Origin of the sequence: Methanobrevibacter sp. UBA417 (assembly GCF_002508845.1) — an archaeon.
Lineage (GTDB): Archaea > Methanobacteriota > Methanobacteria > Methanobacteriales > Methanobacteriaceae > Methanobrevibacter_A > Methanobrevibacter_A acididurans.
On sequence record NZ_DAZC01000012.1, the window covers coordinates 1 to 16,830 of the forward strand.

General features: G+C 27.2%; 15 protein-coding genes. 8 read left to right on the plus strand and 7 right to left on the minus strand.

The features are described from left to right. Positions 1–1,375: flippase (locus BP769_RS01605; RefSeq protein ID WP_413861875.1), on the minus strand; the 1,375-nt coding region annotated here is incomplete at its 3' end. A gap of 120 nt (positions 1,376–1,495) precedes the next feature. Here BP769_RS01605 and BP769_RS01610 point away from each other — a divergent pair. Then, complete coding sequence (locus tag BP769_RS01610; protein WP_413861877.1) at positions 1,496–2,947, plus strand: B12-binding domain-containing radical SAM protein; 1,452 nt, start codon at positions 1,496–1,498, stop codon at positions 2,945–2,947. 11 nt (positions 2,948–2,958) lie between these two features. Here the strand turns inward: BP769_RS01610 and cobA are convergent, their stop codons facing one another. From cobA to purC, 4 genes are read right to left on the minus strand one after another with little or no spacing between them, the layout of a single operon-like run. Continuing rightward, a complete protein-coding gene (gene cobA, locus BP769_RS01615) occupies positions 2,959–3,690 on the minus strand; it encodes a uroporphyrinogen-III C-methyltransferase (protein ID WP_413861879.1) in 732 nt (243 codons plus the stop codon). A gap of 20 nt (positions 3,691–3,710) precedes the next feature. Next, complete coding sequence (gene purQ, locus BP769_RS01620; RefSeq protein ID WP_413861881.1) at positions 3,711–4,364, minus strand: phosphoribosylformylglycinamidine synthase subunit PurQ; 654 nt, start codon at positions 4,362–4,364, stop codon at positions 3,711–3,713. A gap of 16 nt (positions 4,365–4,380) precedes the next feature. Next, complete coding sequence (purS, locus tag BP769_RS01625) at positions 4,381–4,653, minus strand: phosphoribosylformylglycinamidine synthase subunit PurS (protein WP_413827242.1); 273 nt, start codon at positions 4,651–4,653, stop codon at positions 4,381–4,383. A gap of 26 nt (positions 4,654–4,679) precedes the next feature. Continuing rightward, positions 4,680–5,420 (minus strand): phosphoribosylaminoimidazolesuccinocarboxamide synthase, encoded by a 741-nt coding sequence (gene purC / locus BP769_RS01630; RefSeq protein ID WP_413861883.1) that lies wholly within the window; start codon positions 5,418–5,420, stop codon positions 4,680–4,682. Positions 5,421–5,712: 292 nt separating this feature from the next. On the opposite strand from purC, the gene glmS reads away from it, so the two are divergent. The 3 genes from glmS to BP769_RS01645 are packed head-to-tail and all read left to right on the plus strand — an operon-like array spanning position 5,713 to position 9,643. Beyond that, positions 5,713–7,491, plus strand: a complete 1,779-nt coding sequence (gene glmS, locus BP769_RS01635) for a glutamine--fructose-6-phosphate transaminase (isomerizing) (RefSeq protein WP_413861885.1) — start codon at positions 5,713–5,715, stop codon at positions 7,489–7,491. Positions 7,492–7,502: 11 nt separating this feature from the next. Continuing rightward, positions 7,503–8,507, plus strand: a complete 1,005-nt coding sequence (locus BP769_RS01640) for a glycosyltransferase family 4 protein (protein WP_413861887.1) — start codon at positions 7,503–7,505, stop codon at positions 8,505–8,507. Positions 8,508–8,533: 26 nt separating this feature from the next. Then, positions 8,534–9,643, plus strand: coding sequence for a glycosyltransferase family 4 protein (locus BP769_RS01645; protein ID WP_413861889.1), 1,110 nt, complete (start codon positions 8,534–8,536; stop codon positions 9,641–9,643). A gap of 31 nt (positions 9,644–9,674) precedes the next feature. Here the strand turns inward: BP769_RS01645 and BP769_RS01650 are convergent, their stop codons facing one another. Next, complete coding sequence (locus BP769_RS01650) at positions 9,675–10,619, minus strand: GDP-L-fucose synthase family protein (protein WP_413861891.1); 945 nt, start codon at positions 10,617–10,619, stop codon at positions 9,675–9,677. Between the two features lie 16 nt (positions 10,620–10,635). Further along, on the minus strand, positions 10,636–11,700 hold the full coding sequence (gene gmd / locus BP769_RS01655; protein ID WP_413861893.1) for a GDP-mannose 4,6-dehydratase: 1,065 nt from the start codon (positions 11,698–11,700) through the stop codon (positions 10,636–10,638). A 146-nt stretch (positions 11,701–11,846) separates the two neighbouring features. Between gmd and BP769_RS01660 the strand changes: the two genes are divergently transcribed. The 4 genes from BP769_RS01660 (at position 11,847) to BP769_RS01675 (ending at position 16,830) form a co-directional block, all read left to right on the plus strand. Beyond that, positions 11,847–12,872 (plus strand): glycosyltransferase family 2 protein, encoded by a 1,026-nt coding sequence (locus BP769_RS01660; RefSeq protein WP_413861895.1) that lies wholly within the window; start codon positions 11,847–11,849, stop codon positions 12,870–12,872. 119 nt (positions 12,873–12,991) lie between these two features. Continuing rightward, positions 12,992–13,996 (plus strand): sugar phosphate nucleotidyltransferase, encoded by a 1,005-nt coding sequence (locus BP769_RS01665; protein ID WP_413861940.1) that lies wholly within the window; start codon positions 12,992–12,994, stop codon positions 13,994–13,996. 158 nt (positions 13,997–14,154) lie between these two features. After that, positions 14,155–15,483 carry a UDP-glucose dehydrogenase family protein gene (locus tag BP769_RS01670; protein ID WP_413861897.1) on the plus strand — a complete coding sequence of 443 codons (1,329 nt, stop codon included), beginning with the start codon at positions 14,155–14,157 and terminating at the stop codon, positions 15,481–15,483. 18 nt (positions 15,484–15,501) lie between these two features. Next, positions 15,502–16,830 carry a UDP-glucose dehydrogenase family protein gene (locus tag BP769_RS01675; protein WP_413861899.1) on the plus strand — a complete coding sequence of 443 codons (1,329 nt, stop codon included), beginning with the start codon at positions 15,502–15,504 and terminating at the stop codon, positions 16,828–16,830.

Genomic DNA, 16,830 nt, shown 5'->3' on the forward strand with positions numbered 1-16,830 from the left:
TAAAACCTAAAATACAAACACTATAAATAATAATTCCCACAATAATTCCAAACCACATATTCAAACCAGTAAAATCTAAAACAACAAACATCACAACACTAGCTAAAACGATTTTAAAAATATCCTTAAAAATACTTTTATCCGGACAAAAAGGAGTACTTCTAACAACATAAACCATTAACAAACAAATAAGAACCTCACTTAAAACAGTAGCCAAAGCAGCACCATGATAAGAATAACTTGGAATTAATACTAAATTTAAACAAACATTAAAAAGTGCAGCAACACAATAAATCTTAGTAACAGAAACTTCCTTATTAGAAGCATTCAATAAAGTACTAGCAGCACCATTAACAAACAAGAAACAAACAGTCCACACAAGCACCTGCATAACAGGACCAGACATTAAATAATCATTACCATAAATCAAAGTAACTAAAGGAGTAGCATACAAACTAATTCCTAAAGTAATAGGCATAATAATAAGTAACAAATATTTCACGGACTTAACATAACTTAATTTAAGTAAATCATTAGATCCTTCAAACAATTTACTCATTAAAGGAAAAACTACAGCTTGATACACGGGGAAAAATGTAGTTAAAACAGTAATAATTTTATAAGAAGCATTATAAATACCAGTTGCATAATCTCCACTTAAATAAGATAACATAACAGTATCAATAGAAAAATATATAGTATAAAAAAATCCAGTCAAAGCAAAAGGAATAGATAATTTAACAGCTTTTTTACAAAAATTATAATCTATTTCAAATTTAGGGATAGTAATATGCTTTAAAGTATTTTTATAAGAATAAATAAATAATATTAAAAAACTCAAAACATAAGAACATGCAATAAATATTAAACCTAATTTAAAATAAATAGTTATGAAAACAAAAATCAAAAGTATTAAACTATATATTATATTTCCTAAGGCTTGATACTTAGTTTTTCCAAAAGCTTGAAATACTCCTTGAAGTAGTCCACTAAGTGACATGAAAGCAACTTCAAGTACAAAAATCAGAGTAATTGTTGTAGTTAAATAACTTTTATTCATTAAAGTTAAAATTATTAAACTTATAAATAATACAATAATGGTTAATAAAATTTTAAGAGGAATTAATTTTCCTAAATAATCACTAGCTAATTCATTGTTTCTTGAAATATCTCGAGTAGCATAAGTACTAATTCCTAAATCTAAAAAGATATTTATTATTGCTGAAAATGATATTGCAAAAGACATTATACCAAAATCACTAGCTCCAAGGTATCTAGCAATTAATATGGTCCAAACAAAAGCACAAATACTAGTAATAACCTGAGATATCATCATCCAACTAGAATTTTTAAAAAGATTCTTCACTTCACTCATACAATTAATTTCCTTAAAAAACTTTATAATACTTTAATAGATATATTAATATTATTATAATAAGTTAATGTTTTTTATAATTAAAATTTTAATTAAATAATATTAAGGAATTTATTTACCATGAACAAAATTTTATTTTTAAATTTACCATATAAATTTGATATAAGTAGAGCAAGCAGATGGCCTGAAAAAACAAAATCAGGAACATTATACTATCCTTACTGGTTAGCATACTGTGTGGGGGTTTGTCAAAAAGAAGGATTAAATTGTAAATTAATAGATTGTATAACACGAAAATATACTCAAGAAGACACAATACAAAAAGTCCAAAATTATAATCCTGATTATATCATGACAGAAATCACCACTGCAACATGTGAATATGATTATCAAACAATAAATAAAATCAAAAAAGAAAATCCAAATGTAAAAATTATAGTTGGAGGAACACATGCAACAATACTACCAGAACAAGTATTAAAAGAATGTGAAAGTATAGATTATGTTGTAAGACAAGAATATGATTACACTGTACCTGAAATAGTACAAAATGAAGATATATCAAAAGTTTTAGGAGTATCATATCATGAAAATGGTGAAATTAAACACACACCAAATCGTTCACAGTTAGAAAACCTTGATGAACTTCCTTATGTGAGTAAAGTGTACCAACAATTTTTAGATGTAAACGATTATGCATATGCGTTTGCACAAAAACCATTGATACAAATAGTATCATCAAGAGGATGCCCAAATCATTGTAACTTTTGCTCATATCCATCAACAATGGGGGGACGAAACTACAGAACACGAAGCATAAAAGACTTAGCAGATGAATTTGAATACATCTTAAAAGAAATGCCAGAAATCAAAGAAATATTTATAGAAGATGACACATTCACGGTAAATCAAGAAAGAGTACAAAACTTTTGTGATGAAATCTTAAAAAGAAACATCCAACCAGTATGGTCATGTAACACAAGAGTAGACTTAACCTATGAAACAATGAAAAAAATGAAAGAAGCAGGATGCAGACTACTTGTATGTGGATATGAATCAGGAAACCAAAAAGTACTAGATGAAACACATAAAGGAATAACACTAAAACAATCACAAGACTTTGCAAACAATGCAAGAAAACTAGATTTAAAAGTATTTGGATGTTTTATGATAGGATTAACAGGAGATAACTTAGAAACTATTAATGAAACATATGAGTTTGCAAAAAAATTATACCCTGATATGTGTTTTTTTCAACAAGCAGTACCATTTCCTGGAACAGGATTTTACAAATGGGCAAAAGAAAATGGATACTTAATCACAGAAGATTACAGCAAATGGTTAAACGAAGATGGATACTTAAACTGCTTAGTAGATTACCCTTATGCAAATCATCAAGAAATAGAAAAAATAAGAGACAATTTAATGAGTAAATACTATTTCTCATTTGCATATATAGGAAAAACATTCTTAGCAAATCTTGATTGGACAGAATTTAAAAGAGTAATGAGAGGAGGAACACAATACATAAGTTTTCGCCTAAAAAAAGCAATGAAATCAGAAAAAGAATAAAAAATAAATTTTTATTCACTTAATTTTTGATTTTTAAATTCATAAATTTTTTTATAAACATTAATAACATCACCAATAACAAGTATTGCAGGTGTATGAATCTCTTTTTCTGCAATATCATTTAAAGTTCCAAAAATAATAGTTTCTTCAGGTAATGTTCCACTTTCAATAACACAAGCAGGAGTTTCAGGGTCACGATACTTCATAATCTCATCAGTATTAGATTTAATATTGCCAATACCCATTAAAATAATTAAAGTATCTGCAGTATAATCCCAATGAACTTGTTTATCCTTTTTTGTTGGATCTTCATGACCAGTTACAACTGTAAAACTTGTTGCAACAGCACGATGAGTAACAGGTAAATTTAAACTAGTAGGTGCACCAATAGCTGAAGTAACTCCAGGTATAACATTAAAATCAATATTATTATTAATTAATTCTAATATTTCTTCTCCACCACGACCAAAGACAAAAGGATCTCCACCTTTTAAACGAATAACATTATCATACTTTTTAGCATTATCAACAATAATCTGGTTAATTTCCGTTTGTTTTTTATAGTGTTCTCCGGCTTTTTTACCTACATAAATTAACTTAACATTTTCTGGGGCATGTTCTAATATTTGTTCATTAGCTAAACGATCATAAATTATAACATCAGCTTTTTTTAAAGCTTTCACTGCTTTTAAAGTTATAAGGTCAGGGTCTCCGGGACCTGCGCCTATTAAAGTAACTACCATAATTATATACTCTCATTTTTTTATATTTTTTTAAGCATTCCTTTAAAGAATTCTAAACCATCAGTGGATCCTAAAATTTCTTTTGAGGCACGTTCTGGATGTGGCATCATAGCACAAACTAATCCGGATTCATCACAAACACTAGTAATACTTTCAATACTACCGTTAGGATTTTTATCCTTAAATTGTAGGACTATTTGATCATTATCATGTAATAAATCAATATTTTCACTATAAAATCTACCCTCGGCATGAGCAATAGGTATTTTAACAGTTTGTCCTTTTTTAAAACTACTTGTAAAAGGTGTGCGATTTGTTCCAACTTTTAAATCTATCCATTCACAATTAAAACGAGGAACTTCATTAGTAATAAAGATTCCAGGAACTAATTTTAATTCACCTAATATTTGTGCACCATTACAAATTCCAAGTACCGGTTTTTCTTCTTTAACTAGTGCTTTAATGCCTTCAGCAACTGGGGTGTTAGAAGCTATAGCACCTGCACGTAGGTAATCTCCATAAGAAAATCCTCCAGGAATTACAACAGCATCCAAATCACTAATATTTTCTTTATTCCACCAAATATATTCAGGATTTCCACCAGCTAATTCTATTGCATGATAAACATCACGGTCACAATTAGATCCTGGAAATCTTATTACACCAACACTCATAATATTAATCCTCAAATTATTTACTACATCCACAACTTGTTTCTTGTGGAATAACAGTGATTTTATAATTATGAATTACAGGATTACAAAGTAATCTTTCACACATATCTTCAACTTCACTTCTAACTTTTTCACGATTTTCTTCATCCATACTAAACTTAATAGTATCACTAGTTTTAGTATTATTAACTGTATAACCAAGTAAAGCAAGAGATCTTTCAATAGTGCTTGCTTCAGGATTTAACATACCATCTTTTAATGTTATTTTAACTTCTACATCAAATATCATAAAATAATCAACCCATTTTTTTTAATTTATAAGTTCCATTTCTTTTTATCATAATCAGTTAATAAACGGTTATAAATTTCTTCATAAGCATTCATAACTTTATCATCTTGTCCTTGACGGAATAATTCTTTATCTAACATATCAAGGGTTTTACTATCCCATAATCTACAACTATCTGGACTAATTTCATCACCAAGAATAATATCGCCTTGTGAATCTTTTCCAAATTCAACTTTAAAATCAACTAGAATAATACCAATAGCTTTAAACATTTTACTTAATATCTGATTGATTTTTAATGCTAAACTTTTTAAGGTTTCTAATTCTTCAGGTGTTGCAAGATTTAGGGCTTCTGCAATAGTTTCATTTAACATAGGGTCATGGAAATCATCATCTTTATAATCCATTTGAACAATAGGTGGATTTAAAATAGTTCCATCTTCAAAAGGATAAGTTCTAACAAGACTACCAGTAGCACGATTACGAACAATCACCTCAATCGGAATCATATCTAATTTTAAAGTCTTTAAAGTTCCAGGTTTAATCAATTCTAAAAACTGAGTTTTAATCTCATTTTCTTCTAAAATTTCAAAAATCTTACTAGTAATAATACTATTATAATATCCTTTTTTACCCATAGTTTCATGACGTGCTCCATCACCTGCAGTCATATCATCACGAAATTCCATAATAACTTCATCAAGATTTTCAGTTCCATAAACACTTTTAGCTTTACCTTCATATAATAAATTTTTAGAATCTACCATAATATAATCAACAACACATTTTTTTTATTTAAATAATTTTTTTTATCAAAATTAAACCTTTATTAATCATTTTAAAAGGTTTCATAATAATAAGAATTATATACTAACTTTCTGATATAATATATAATAAGTATAAAACTTAAGATATAATTATATATTAAAGATTTATATAATTAATTATTTTAATCACTATTATAAAAATAGGGGAAAATATATTTTAGAATTAATAAAAATTTTCTTTTAAATATAAAAAACATATTAATTAAAAAAAATTAAGGGAATAATTGATAAAATGTGTGGAATTGTTGGATGTGTACTTAAAAACAAAAAAGCAGCACCTATACTTCTTGATTGTATAAGTAAATTAGAGTATAGAGGATATGATTCAGTAGGAATAGCTACAGAAAACAATGAAATTAACATTAAAAAAGATGCAGGAAAAATCATAGATGTTGATAAGAAATTAAATCTTGCAGATATGGAAGGGGATTGTGGTATTGCACATGTACGTTGGGCAACACATGGAGATCCTAATCAAATTAACTCACATCCACATACCGATGAAAATCAAACAGTAGCAGTAGTTCATAATGGAATTATAGAAAACTATTTAGATATTAAAGAAGATTTAGAAAAAGAGGGCCATGTATTTAAATCAGACACTGATACAGAAGTAATTCCACATTTACTTGAAAAATACATGAAAAAAGGTTTAAATCTTGAATCTGCAATGAGAGAAGTAATAAATATAATTCATGGAGCTTATGCAATTGCAGCTATAAGTAAAAATGAACCAAATAAAGTTGTAGCAACAAGAAAAGACAGTCCTTTAATTGTTGGTATGGGTGAAGATGCTTATTTTGTAGCATCAGATTCACCAGCAATACTTAAATATGCAAATAATATCATTTTCCCAGACCAAGGAGAATTAATCACACTCACAACTGAAGGAGTAACAATTAAAGATGAACATGATCAAGTAATAGAAAAAGTCGTGGAAACTATTGATTGGACACCTGAAATGGCTGAAAAAGAAGGTTATGATTACTTCATGATTAAAGAAATCAATGAAGAAGGAACAGCTATAAAAAACACATTAACTGAAAAAGATAATATTAAAAAAATTACAGATGATTTAACAGATATTAATCGTATTGTTTTTGTAGCATGTGGAACATCTTACCATGCAAGTTTAACAGGTAAATATTTATTAGAATCACTTGCAGGAATACCAACAGATGTACTACTTGCATCAGAATTTAAATATTCAGAGAATACTTTAAATGATAAAACTTTAGTAATTTTCATTTCTCAATCTGGTGAAACAGCAGATACTCTTAAAGCATTAAATATTGCAAATGAAACATCAAAAACATTAGCAATCGTAAATGTTGCTGGAAGTTCAGCAACACGCCGTGCAAAATATGTTATACATACTCAAGCAGGCCCAGAAATTGGGGTTGCAGCAACAAAAACATATGTAAGTCAATTAACAAGTATTTACTTATTTGCAGCTCTTTTAGCACATGACACTAATTTACTTGAAAGACTACAGAAAGTACCAGAATATTTAGATGACATTTTAAACGATAGTGAAATTATTGAAAAAATGGCATCAAAATATAAATATGCACAAGACTTCTTCTTTATAGGTAGAGGTTATGCTTATCCAACAGCTTTAGAGGGAGCATTAAAATTAAAAGAAATCACATATATCCATGGTGAAGGATATGCAGCAGGAGAACTTAAACATGGACCATTAGCTTTAATAGATCAAGGAGTACCTGTAGTAGTGGTTTTACCCCCTGGTGAAAATCATAGAAAAACTATGAGTAATTTAGAAGAAGTTAAATCTCGTGGAGCAGATGTAATAGCTGTAGGATCTTTTGAAGATGAAAAATTAATATCAAAAGCAAATGATTTATTCTTAATAAATAATGAGGTTGATGATATAATAGCTCCATTAGTTTATATAATACCTTTACAATTATTATCTTATTATATTGCAATTGAACGAGGTTTAGATCCTGATAAACCAAAAAATTTAGCAAAATGTGTAACAGTAGAATAAAAGGTTTTCTTATGGATATTACACTAATTTCTCGTTATTTTAATACTAAGAATGGTGGAGCAGGAAGCCATTCAAAATTAATTTATGAAGGATTAAAGAAACGAAAACAATTAAATCTTAATATTTTGTCTCAAGATGAAAGTTTTATTTCTTCTTATAATCAATTATCTTATTTATTTTTCACATCTTTAGATTTAAAACGTTTGTTAAATAAAGAGGAATATCAAAATCAGGATATTTATCATGCATTAACTCCTTTGGAATCTAAATATATTAACAAGCGAAAAGGTGTTGCTTCTGTATTAGATTTTATTCCTTTAATGGAAAAAGCAGGTTTTATGTCTAATTTGTTTGCTAATTATTTTAATGATTCAATTAAACAAGCAAGTCAATGTGAAAGAGTTATTGCAAATAATCAGGATATTAAATCTAAATTAATTGAAAGTTATAATGTTAATGAGAGTTCTATTGAAGTTATTCCTCCTCCAATTAATGATAATTTTTATCCAAAGGATAATGAAAGTAATGTTTTTACTGTAGGGACTATTTCTAATTTAATGACACGAAAAAGGGTTAATATTTTAATTGAATCCTTTTTAAAAGCAGATATTCCAAATTCTCAATTATTAATTGGTGGAAATGGTGTGGAAAAGGATAATTTAATAAAATTAGCAGCTAATGATAAAAGGATAAAATTTGTTGGTTTTGTTCCTGATGATAAGATGAATGATTTTTATAATATTTTGGATGTTTTTGTTTTTCCAACTAAAGTTGAAGGTTATGGTATGCCTATAGTTGAGGCTATGGCCTGTGGTAAGCCGGTTATTACATTGAAAGATAGTATTATTCCTTCAGATATTAAAAATCGTACTATAATTTGTGAAAAGGATGAATTAACAAATATTTTGAAGTCTGAAAGTTTTGATTTTAATAAAAAAGATAATATAAATTTTTATAAACAACATTCAATTGATAAAATTACAGATAAAATTATAAATGTTTATGAAAGTATTTAAAAATAGGTTTTAGGATTGTTAAAAAAATGGATATTGGTTTAGTGCACACAAATTTGATATACACTAGAGGTGCTGAAAAACAACTCTGTGAATTAAGTTATTATTTGGATAAAATGGGGAATGATGTTACTATTTATACATTTGAGAAGAAGGAGGATTATATCTTTGATAATTTATTAAAAAATGTTAATGTAGTCTCATTAAACAAACCGTGGCATATTAATTCAAGTAATATGTTAGTTTCTGGGTTAAATGTTCCTCGTTGGTATAAAATGATAAAAGAATTATCAAAGCTTATAAAAAATCATGATGTATTAAATTTACATAATACTCCATCAAATTGGGTTTCTCATTTTACTGATATTAAAACAGTTTGGACTTGTAATGAACCTCCTTTCCTTTCTCAGGGGGATCAAGGTTTAACTAAATATTTACTATCCCCTTATCGGAAAGTAGATAATAAATTAACTGATGCTGATTTAATCTGTGTATTAGATAATAGGATGGAAAAAATAGTTGGAAATCTTTTCCCTAATTCTCATATTAAGTCTATTGGTTCTGGTGCAACATTATTTAGACCTATAAATCATAAAAATAATGGTTTTATAAATATTATTACAGTAGGTCCTGTTGTTCCTCAAAGAAGATTATTTGATATAATTAAAGCAGTTGATACTTTAAATTTAAGTAATGTTAAAATTCATTTTGTTGGAGATATTAAAGATGCAACTTATTATAATAGTATAAAAGATTTTGCAAATAAACAAAAAATAGATGTTATTTTTCATGGAATTTTATCAAATGATGAACTTTATGATTTATTTGATATAAGTGATTTAGCTATTATGGCATCTGAGAAACAACCTTGGGGAATTTTCCCTTTAGAAACATTTTTAGGTAATATTCCAACTTTAACATCAAATCAAACAGGTATTAATGAATTTGTAAGTAATAATGATTTTATATTTAAAACTGGAGATATTAGAGATTTGTCTGAAAAAATTTTTTCAGTATTAAATAATCCTGAATTTTATCAAAAAAAAGTGGAAAAAATTTCTAATGAAATAGATAATAATTTCTCTTGGAAAGGTTATAGTAAAAGATTTTACAATTTATTAGAAGAAACAGTAAAATAAAATATAAATAAAAAATTTTTTGGATTATTAATTAGTTCTCAAAGACTTTTTTATTTTTTAAATACCATTGAAAAGTTATTTTCAAACCTTCTTTTAATGGTGTTTTTGGATTCCATCCCATTAAATTAAGTTTATCATTATTTAATTTTCGTCGATATACACCATCGGACTTAGTCTTATCAAATAAGATTTCACCCTCATATCCAATAATTTCTTTTAACATGAAAACTAAATCTTTAATTAAAATTTCTTCATCACTACCAATATTTATGAAATTATCCATATCCTTGCTGTTTTCTAAAATAAATAGAATAGCATCAGCAGCATCATCTATGAATAAAAATTCTCTATAAATATTTCCAGTTCCCCACACTTCAATGTAAGGTTTATTTTCAATTTTAGCATCATGCATACGTTTAATTATTCCAGGTATTACATGAGAATGTTCGGAATCAAAATTATCATTTATACCATATAAATTTGTGGGGAGAACACTAATATAATTATAACCATACTCTTTATTGTAATATTCACAAGCTTTTATCCCAATAATTTTTGCTAAACCATAAGCTTCATTTTCAAACTCTAATGGTCCATTTAACAAATATTTCTCTTTCAATGGTTGTGGAGCATTTTCAGGATAAACAACTGAACTACTAATGAATATTAAATTTTTTACACCATTTTTAAATGCAGAGTTAATAACATTCATTTCTATCTCAATATTTTCAGTTAAAAATTCTGCAGGATTCTCTTTATTCTCTTTTATACTACCTACTTTAGCAGCAGTTAAAATAATAAAATCAGGATTTTCATTTTTAATAAATTCAAAAGTTTCTTTTTGATTACATAAATCTAATTCTTTTGAAGATTTAGTTATTAAATTTGTATAACCTTTTTCCTTTAACAATCTTATAATAGCAGATCCAAGTAAACCATTATGACCTGCAACATAAATTTTGTCACTTTTTTCCATAAATTATCCCTTAATTTTAATTTTTATTCTCTTTTTTTACAAGAGCCATATCTGATTTAACCATTTTTTTAACTAATGATTCAAAGGAAGTTTTTCGAGGATTCCAACCTAAAGTTTTTTTCGCTTTTAAAGGATCTCCACATAATTGTTCTACTTCTGTAGGTCTAAAGTATTCAGGATCTACTTCAATTATTGTTTCATTAGTTTCAGAATCAATTCCTTTTTCATTTATCCCTTCTCCAATCCATTTAAGATTAATTCCAACTTCTTTAAAAGCTAATGCACAAAACTCTTTAACACTATGCATTTCACCAGTTGCTATTACAAAATCATCAGGAAGTTCTTCTTGTAATATTAACCACATACATTCAACATAATCTTTTGCATATCCCCAATCTCGTTTAGCATCTAAATTTCCTAAATATAATTTTTTCTGTTTACCTAATTTGATTCTAGAAGCTGCAAGAGTAATTTTTCTTGTTACAAAATTTTCCCCTCTTCTTGGAGATTCATGATTAAATAAAATTCCATTTGAAACAAAAATATCATAAGCTTCTCTAAAGTTTTTTGTAATCCAATAACCATATAACTTAGCAACTCCATAAGGACTTCTAGGATAAAATGGTGTTGTTTCTTTTTGAGGTACTTCTTGTACTTTTCCAAAGAGTTCAGAAGTGGATGCTTGATAAATTTTAGTTTTATTTTCTAATTTTAATAATTTCACTGCATTTAAAATTCTTAAAGTACCAAGAGCATCAACTTCAGCAGTATATTCAGGTAGGTCAAAAGAGATTTTAACATGAGATTGTGCAGCTAAATTATAAATTTCATCAGGTTGTACTTTATTAATTATTGATATAATGTTTGAAGAATCAGTTATATCTCCATAATGTAAGTAGAAATTGTTATTTTTATGCATATCTTCAATAATATCATTTATATATAAATGTTCAATTCTACTTCTATTAAATGAAGAACTACGTCTAACTATTCCATGTACTTCATAATTTTTATTTAATAAAAATTCAGCTAAATAAGAACCGTCTTGTCCGGTCACTCCTGTAATTATTGCTTTTTTCATTTTTTCACTGTTATAAATTTTTAATTTAATATTTAATATTGCTTTTAAAGTTAAAAAACATTACTTATATTATACTATTTAAATAATATAATTAATAGAATAAATTATCATGTTTTATATTTTTTTTAGTAAATATGTGAGTTTTTATGAAACCAAAAATAAGTGTAATTATTCCAATTTTTAATGCTGAAGATTATTTAGCTAATACTATTGAATCTATAATTAATCAAGATATAAGTTTTAAATTTTTAGAACTTATATTAATTGATGATAAGAGTACTGATAATTCTAAATTTATTATTCAAAGTTATATGGATAAATATGATAATATTAAAGGCATATTTTTAGATAAAAATAATGGGACTCCTGGAAAATTACGTAATATTGGAATAAACAATTCAGATGCGGATTATATAATGTTTTGTGATAGTGATGATTCATATTCAAAAGATTATTGTAGTACTATGTATAATATTGTTTTGAAAAATCCTGAAATTGATTTTGTTTCTTCAAGATATAAATTAATAAATGAAAACAATTTTATTGGTTTAAATAATTCGTTTTTAAAAGATTATGAACAAGTAATGAAAATTAAAACTATTAATGATTTTCCAGATTTAGTTTACACATTATCTAATCTCCCTATTTGGAATAAAATTTTCAAAAGAGATTTTATTTTAAAGAATGATATTAAATTTTATGATAATAGATGGGATGAGGATTTCTTTTTTAGTATCAATTGCTTTATTAAATCCCAAAATGGGTTTATTTTTTTAAATGATTATGCGGGATATAATTATACTATTGATAATATTAAATTTCCAAGTAATAAGCGTTTAAAAAACAGTATAAATGATACTGTTTTGTGTTTTGAAGATTTGGAAAATTTATTGTCTGAAAATAGTAATATTAATTTGAATTTTGAAAAACTTATTTCAGAACATTTAATAACTAGTACTCAATATTTTTTAGGGAATAGTTTACCTTATAATGATCAAATACATTTGTTAAGAAAGTTAAAACCTTATTATAAAATGTATAAATTGACTAATAGATTAATTAATAATGTATCTTGGGTTTTAAATTTTTTTGTTAATATTTTTATTAAACTTGCAGGTTTAAGTATTAATTTTGTAATTTTTGTCTCTAAGTTGTATAAAATTTTAAACTAATTTATGTTTTTTCATTTTTTCGATAAAAAAATCTTTTAATTACTTAGTTAATTTTATATAAAGAATAATTAAAATATATATATTAATATTTTTAAAATTTATTATTAAGGAGCTTTTTTATTATGGAAACTGTTGGAATGATACTTTGTGGAGGTTTTGGGAAGAGGTTAAGACCTGTTACTGAGAAGATTCCTAAGCCTTTAGTAGAAATTAAGGATGATTATACTATACTTGATAAGCAGATTTTTGATTTTCGTAATGCTGGTGTGAATGAAGTTTATTTACTTTGTGGATTTTTGCATGAGAAGATTGAGGAACGTTTTGGTGATGAGTATTTAGGTGTTAAGATTCATTATGTTGTTGAGGATGAACCTTTAGGTACTCTTAATGCTATTCGTTTAGGTATGGAAGCATTAGATGAGGAAAAGCAATGTGTTATTCGTAATGGTGATATTGTTTCTGATTTGAATATTCGGAAGATGATTGAGGAAGGTGAAAAATCTAGTTATCCTATTACTATGTTTATTACTCAGATGAGATCTCCTTATGGTATTGTTGAAATTAATGGGGATAAATTAGTTTCATTTAAAGAGAAACCTTTATTGGATGATTATATTAATGGTGGAATGTATTTTACTAAAGGTTTTCTTGATTTTGGTGAGTTTAAAACTGGTGATATTGAAAAGACTTTATTCCCTGTAGTTGCTAAGGAAAATAATCTTGGATATTATAAAGAGGATGGATTATTTTGGATGGCTATTGATACTTCTAAGGAATTAGAAACTGTTAAAAAGGAGTATGAGTCTCGTACTGATAAGCCTTGGGGTTATGAAAAGGTTTTAATTTATACTGATAAATATTTGACTAAGGAATTGTATCTTAAGGAAGGTTATCAGACTAGTTTCCATTATCATAAGAAGAAAGATGAAACAATGTATATTATTTCTGGTGCAGGTTATATTGAATTTGAAGATCATAAAGAGTATTTTAATAAAAATGATACTATTCGTATAAAACCGGGTACTGTTCATACTATTGTTGCAACTGAAAACACGGTTTTACATGAAGTTTCAACTCCTCATTTAGATGATACAACACGTATAAAAGATTATTATACAAGATAATAATAAAAATTTTAAAATTTTTTTTTTAATATAAAATCATTTAAAACAAAATTTTTTAATGGTTTATATTTAACTAATTTTTTTTTTTTAAAGATTCAAAATTTCAAATATTTTTACTTTAACTTTTAATTAAAAAATAATAATTGGAGTGTTTTTTTATGAATTTAACTGTTATTGGTACTGGTTATGTTGGACTTGTTACTGGTGCTTGTTTTTCTGAGATGGGGAATAATGTTTATTGTGTTGATGTGATTGAGGATAAGATTAATAATTTGAAGAAGGGTATTATTCCTATTTATGAGCCTCAATTAAAGGATTTGGTTGTTAATAATCAGGAGAAGGGTAATCTTTTTTTCACTTTAAATTTAAGAGAGGCTGTTTCTTGTTCTGATGTTTATTTTATTGCTGTTGGTACTCCTATGAGTGGTGATGGTGGGGCTAATCTTGATTTTGTTTTTGAGGTTGCTCGTGAGATTGGGGAGTTTATGGATAAGGATTGTACTGTTGTTGTTAAATCTACTGTTCCTGTAGGTACTGGGGATAAGGTTAAAAGTATTATTCAATCTGAATTGGATAAGAGGGGTGTGGATTATTGTTTTGGCCTTGTTTCTAATCCTGAATTTTTAAAGGAGGGTTCTGCTGTTAGTGATTGTATGCGTCCTGATCGGGTTATTATTGGTGCTGATGATAGTAAAAGTTTTAAGGTTATGGAGGATTTGTATCATCATTTTGTTTTAAACACGGATAATTTTATTACTATGGATTTGAAGAGTGCTGAGATGACTAAGTATGCTGCTAATAGTATGTTGGCGACTAAGATTAGTTTTATGAATGAGATGGCTAATATTTGTGAGTGTACTGGTGCTGATGTGAATAATGTTCGTCGTGGTATTGGTAGTGATCATCGTATTGGTTATAATTTCATTTATCCAGGTTGTGGTTATGGGGGTAGTTGTTTTCCTAAGGATGTGCAGGCTTTAATTAAAACTAGTGAAGAGAATGGTTATGATGCTTATATTTTAAATTCTGTAGAAAGGGTTAATAAGAATCAGAAAATGGTTTTAGTTAATAAGGTTTGTAAACATTTTGGTGATGATTTATCTGGTTTATGTTTTGGTGTTTGGGGTTTAGCTTTTAAACCTGATACTGATGATATGCGTGAAGCGACAAGTATCACGGTTATTAATGAGTTAACAAAGCGGGGAGCGAAAGTTAAAGCATATGATCCTAAGGCGATAAGTGAGGCTAAGGAGTTTTATTTAAAAGATAATCATAATGTATGGTATGTTGAGCGTAAGTATGATGCTTTAATTGATGTTGATGCTATGATTCTTATTACTGAGTGGAAAGAGTTTCGTAATCCTGATTTTATTGAAATGAAGAAGTTAATGAAGAATCCAATAATTTTTGATGGTCGAAATCAGTATAATCAGGAAAATTTAAGAGATGAAGGTTTTAATTATTATCAAATAGGAATAAAAAAATAGAAAGGGTGTTGAAATTATATGAATATTACAGTTATTGGTGTGGGATATGTGGGACTTGTTACTGGGACTTGTTTTTCTGAAATGGGAAATAAAGTCTATTGTGTGAATCGTAGTGAAGATAAACTTAAAAAACTTAAAAAGGGTGTAATGCCTATTTATGAACCTCAATTACAGGAAATGGTTCTTAGAAATCAGGAAAATGGGGATATTATTTTCACTACAAATTTAACTGAAGCACTAAAAAATACTAATATTTACTTTATTGCTGTTGGTACTCCTATGAGTAATGATGGTAGTGCTGATTTAAGTAGTGTTTTCACTGTTGCAGGGCAAATTGGTGAGTTAATGGATAAGGATTGTACTATTGTTACTAAATCAACAGTACCTGTGGGAACTGGTTTTAAGGTAAAAGAAATAGTTCAAAAAGAATTAAATAAGCGTGGTGTTGATTTTAAATTTAACATTGTTTCTAATCCTGAATTTTTAAAGGAAGGTTCTGCAGTAAATGATTGTATGCGACCAGACCGTGTGATAATAGGCACAGAAAATGATAAAGCTTTAAAAATTATGAAAGAATTATACACACCATTTATCCGGAACACTGAAAACTTTATAATGATGGATGTTTTAAGTGCTGAAATGACCAAATATGTGGCTAATAGTATGTTGGCGACTAAGATTAGTTTTATGAATGAGATGGCTAATATTTGTGAGTGTACTGGTGCTGATGTCAATAATGTTCGTCGTGGTATTGGTAGTGATCATCGTATTGGTTATAATTTCATTTATCCCGGTTGCGGTTATGGTGGAAGTTGTTTCCCAAAGGATATTCAAGCTTTAATTAAAACTAGTTCTAATTTTAATTATTACCCTAAAATTTTAAATGCAGTAGAAGAAGTAAACCATGAACAAAAACACATATTAGTAGATAAGGTTTGTAAACAGTTTGGTGAAGATTTAACTGGTTTAAGTTTTGGTGTTTGGGGTTTAGCTTTTAAACCAGATACTGATGATATGCGTGAAGCGACAAGTATTACTGTTATTAATGAGTTAACAAAGCGTGGAGCAAAAGTTAAAGCTTATGATTTTAAGGCAATAAGTGAAGCTAAAAACATTTACTTAAAAGATAACAAGAACGTCCTATATGTTAATCATAAATATGAAGCATTAACTGATGTTGATGCTATGATTCTTATTACAGAATGGAAAGAATTCCGTAACCCTGACTTTGATGAAATTAAAGATTTAATGAAGAATCCAATAATATTTGATGGACGTAACCAATATAATAAAGATAGTTTGAAAGATAAAGGATTTACTTATTATCAAATAGGAGTTAAAGATTAA

What these genes read in the sequence shown, in the direction of transcription:
- BP769_RS01610 (WP_413861877.1), top strand. Translation starts at nt 1,496, where the DNA reads ATGAACAAAATTTTATTTTTAAATTTACCATATAAATTTGATATAAGT.
- cobA (WP_413861879.1), bottom strand. Translation starts at nt 3,690, where the DNA reads ATGGTAGTTACTTTAATAGGCGCAGGTCCCGGAGACCCTGACCTTATA.
- purQ (WP_413861881.1), bottom strand. Translation starts at nt 4,364, where the DNA reads ATGAGTGTTGGTGTAATAAGATTTCCAGGATCTAATTGTGACCGTGAT.
- purS (WP_413827242.1), bottom strand. Translation starts at nt 4,653, where the DNA reads ATGATATTTGATGTAGAAGTTAAAATAACATTAAAAGATGGTATGTTA.
- purC (WP_413861883.1), bottom strand. Translation starts at nt 5,420, where the DNA reads ATGGTAGATTCTAAAAATTTATTATATGAAGGTAAAGCTAAAAGTGTT.
- glmS (WP_413861885.1), top strand. Translation starts at nt 5,713, where the DNA reads ATGTGTGGAATTGTTGGATGTGTACTTAAAAACAAAAAAGCAGCACCT.
- BP769_RS01640 (WP_413861887.1), top strand. Translation starts at nt 7,503, where the DNA reads ATGGATATTACACTAATTTCTCGTTATTTTAATACTAAGAATGGTGGA.
- BP769_RS01645 (WP_413861889.1), top strand. Translation starts at nt 8,534, where the DNA reads ATGGATATTGGTTTAGTGCACACAAATTTGATATACACTAGAGGTGCT.
- BP769_RS01650 (WP_413861891.1), bottom strand. Translation starts at nt 10,619, where the DNA reads ATGGAAAAAAGTGACAAAATTTATGTTGCAGGTCATAATGGTTTACTT.
- gmd (WP_413861893.1), bottom strand. Translation starts at nt 11,700, where the DNA reads ATGAAAAAAGCAATAATTACAGGAGTGACCGGACAAGACGGTTCTTAT.
- BP769_RS01660 (WP_413861895.1), top strand. Translation starts at nt 11,847, where the DNA reads ATGAAACCAAAAATAAGTGTAATTATTCCAATTTTTAATGCTGAAGAT.
- BP769_RS01670 (WP_413861897.1), top strand. Translation starts at nt 14,155, where the DNA reads ATGAATTTAACTGTTATTGGTACTGGTTATGTTGGACTTGTTACTGGT.
- BP769_RS01675 (WP_413861899.1), top strand. Translation starts at nt 15,502, where the DNA reads ATGAATATTACAGTTATTGGTGTGGGATATGTGGGACTTGTTACTGGG.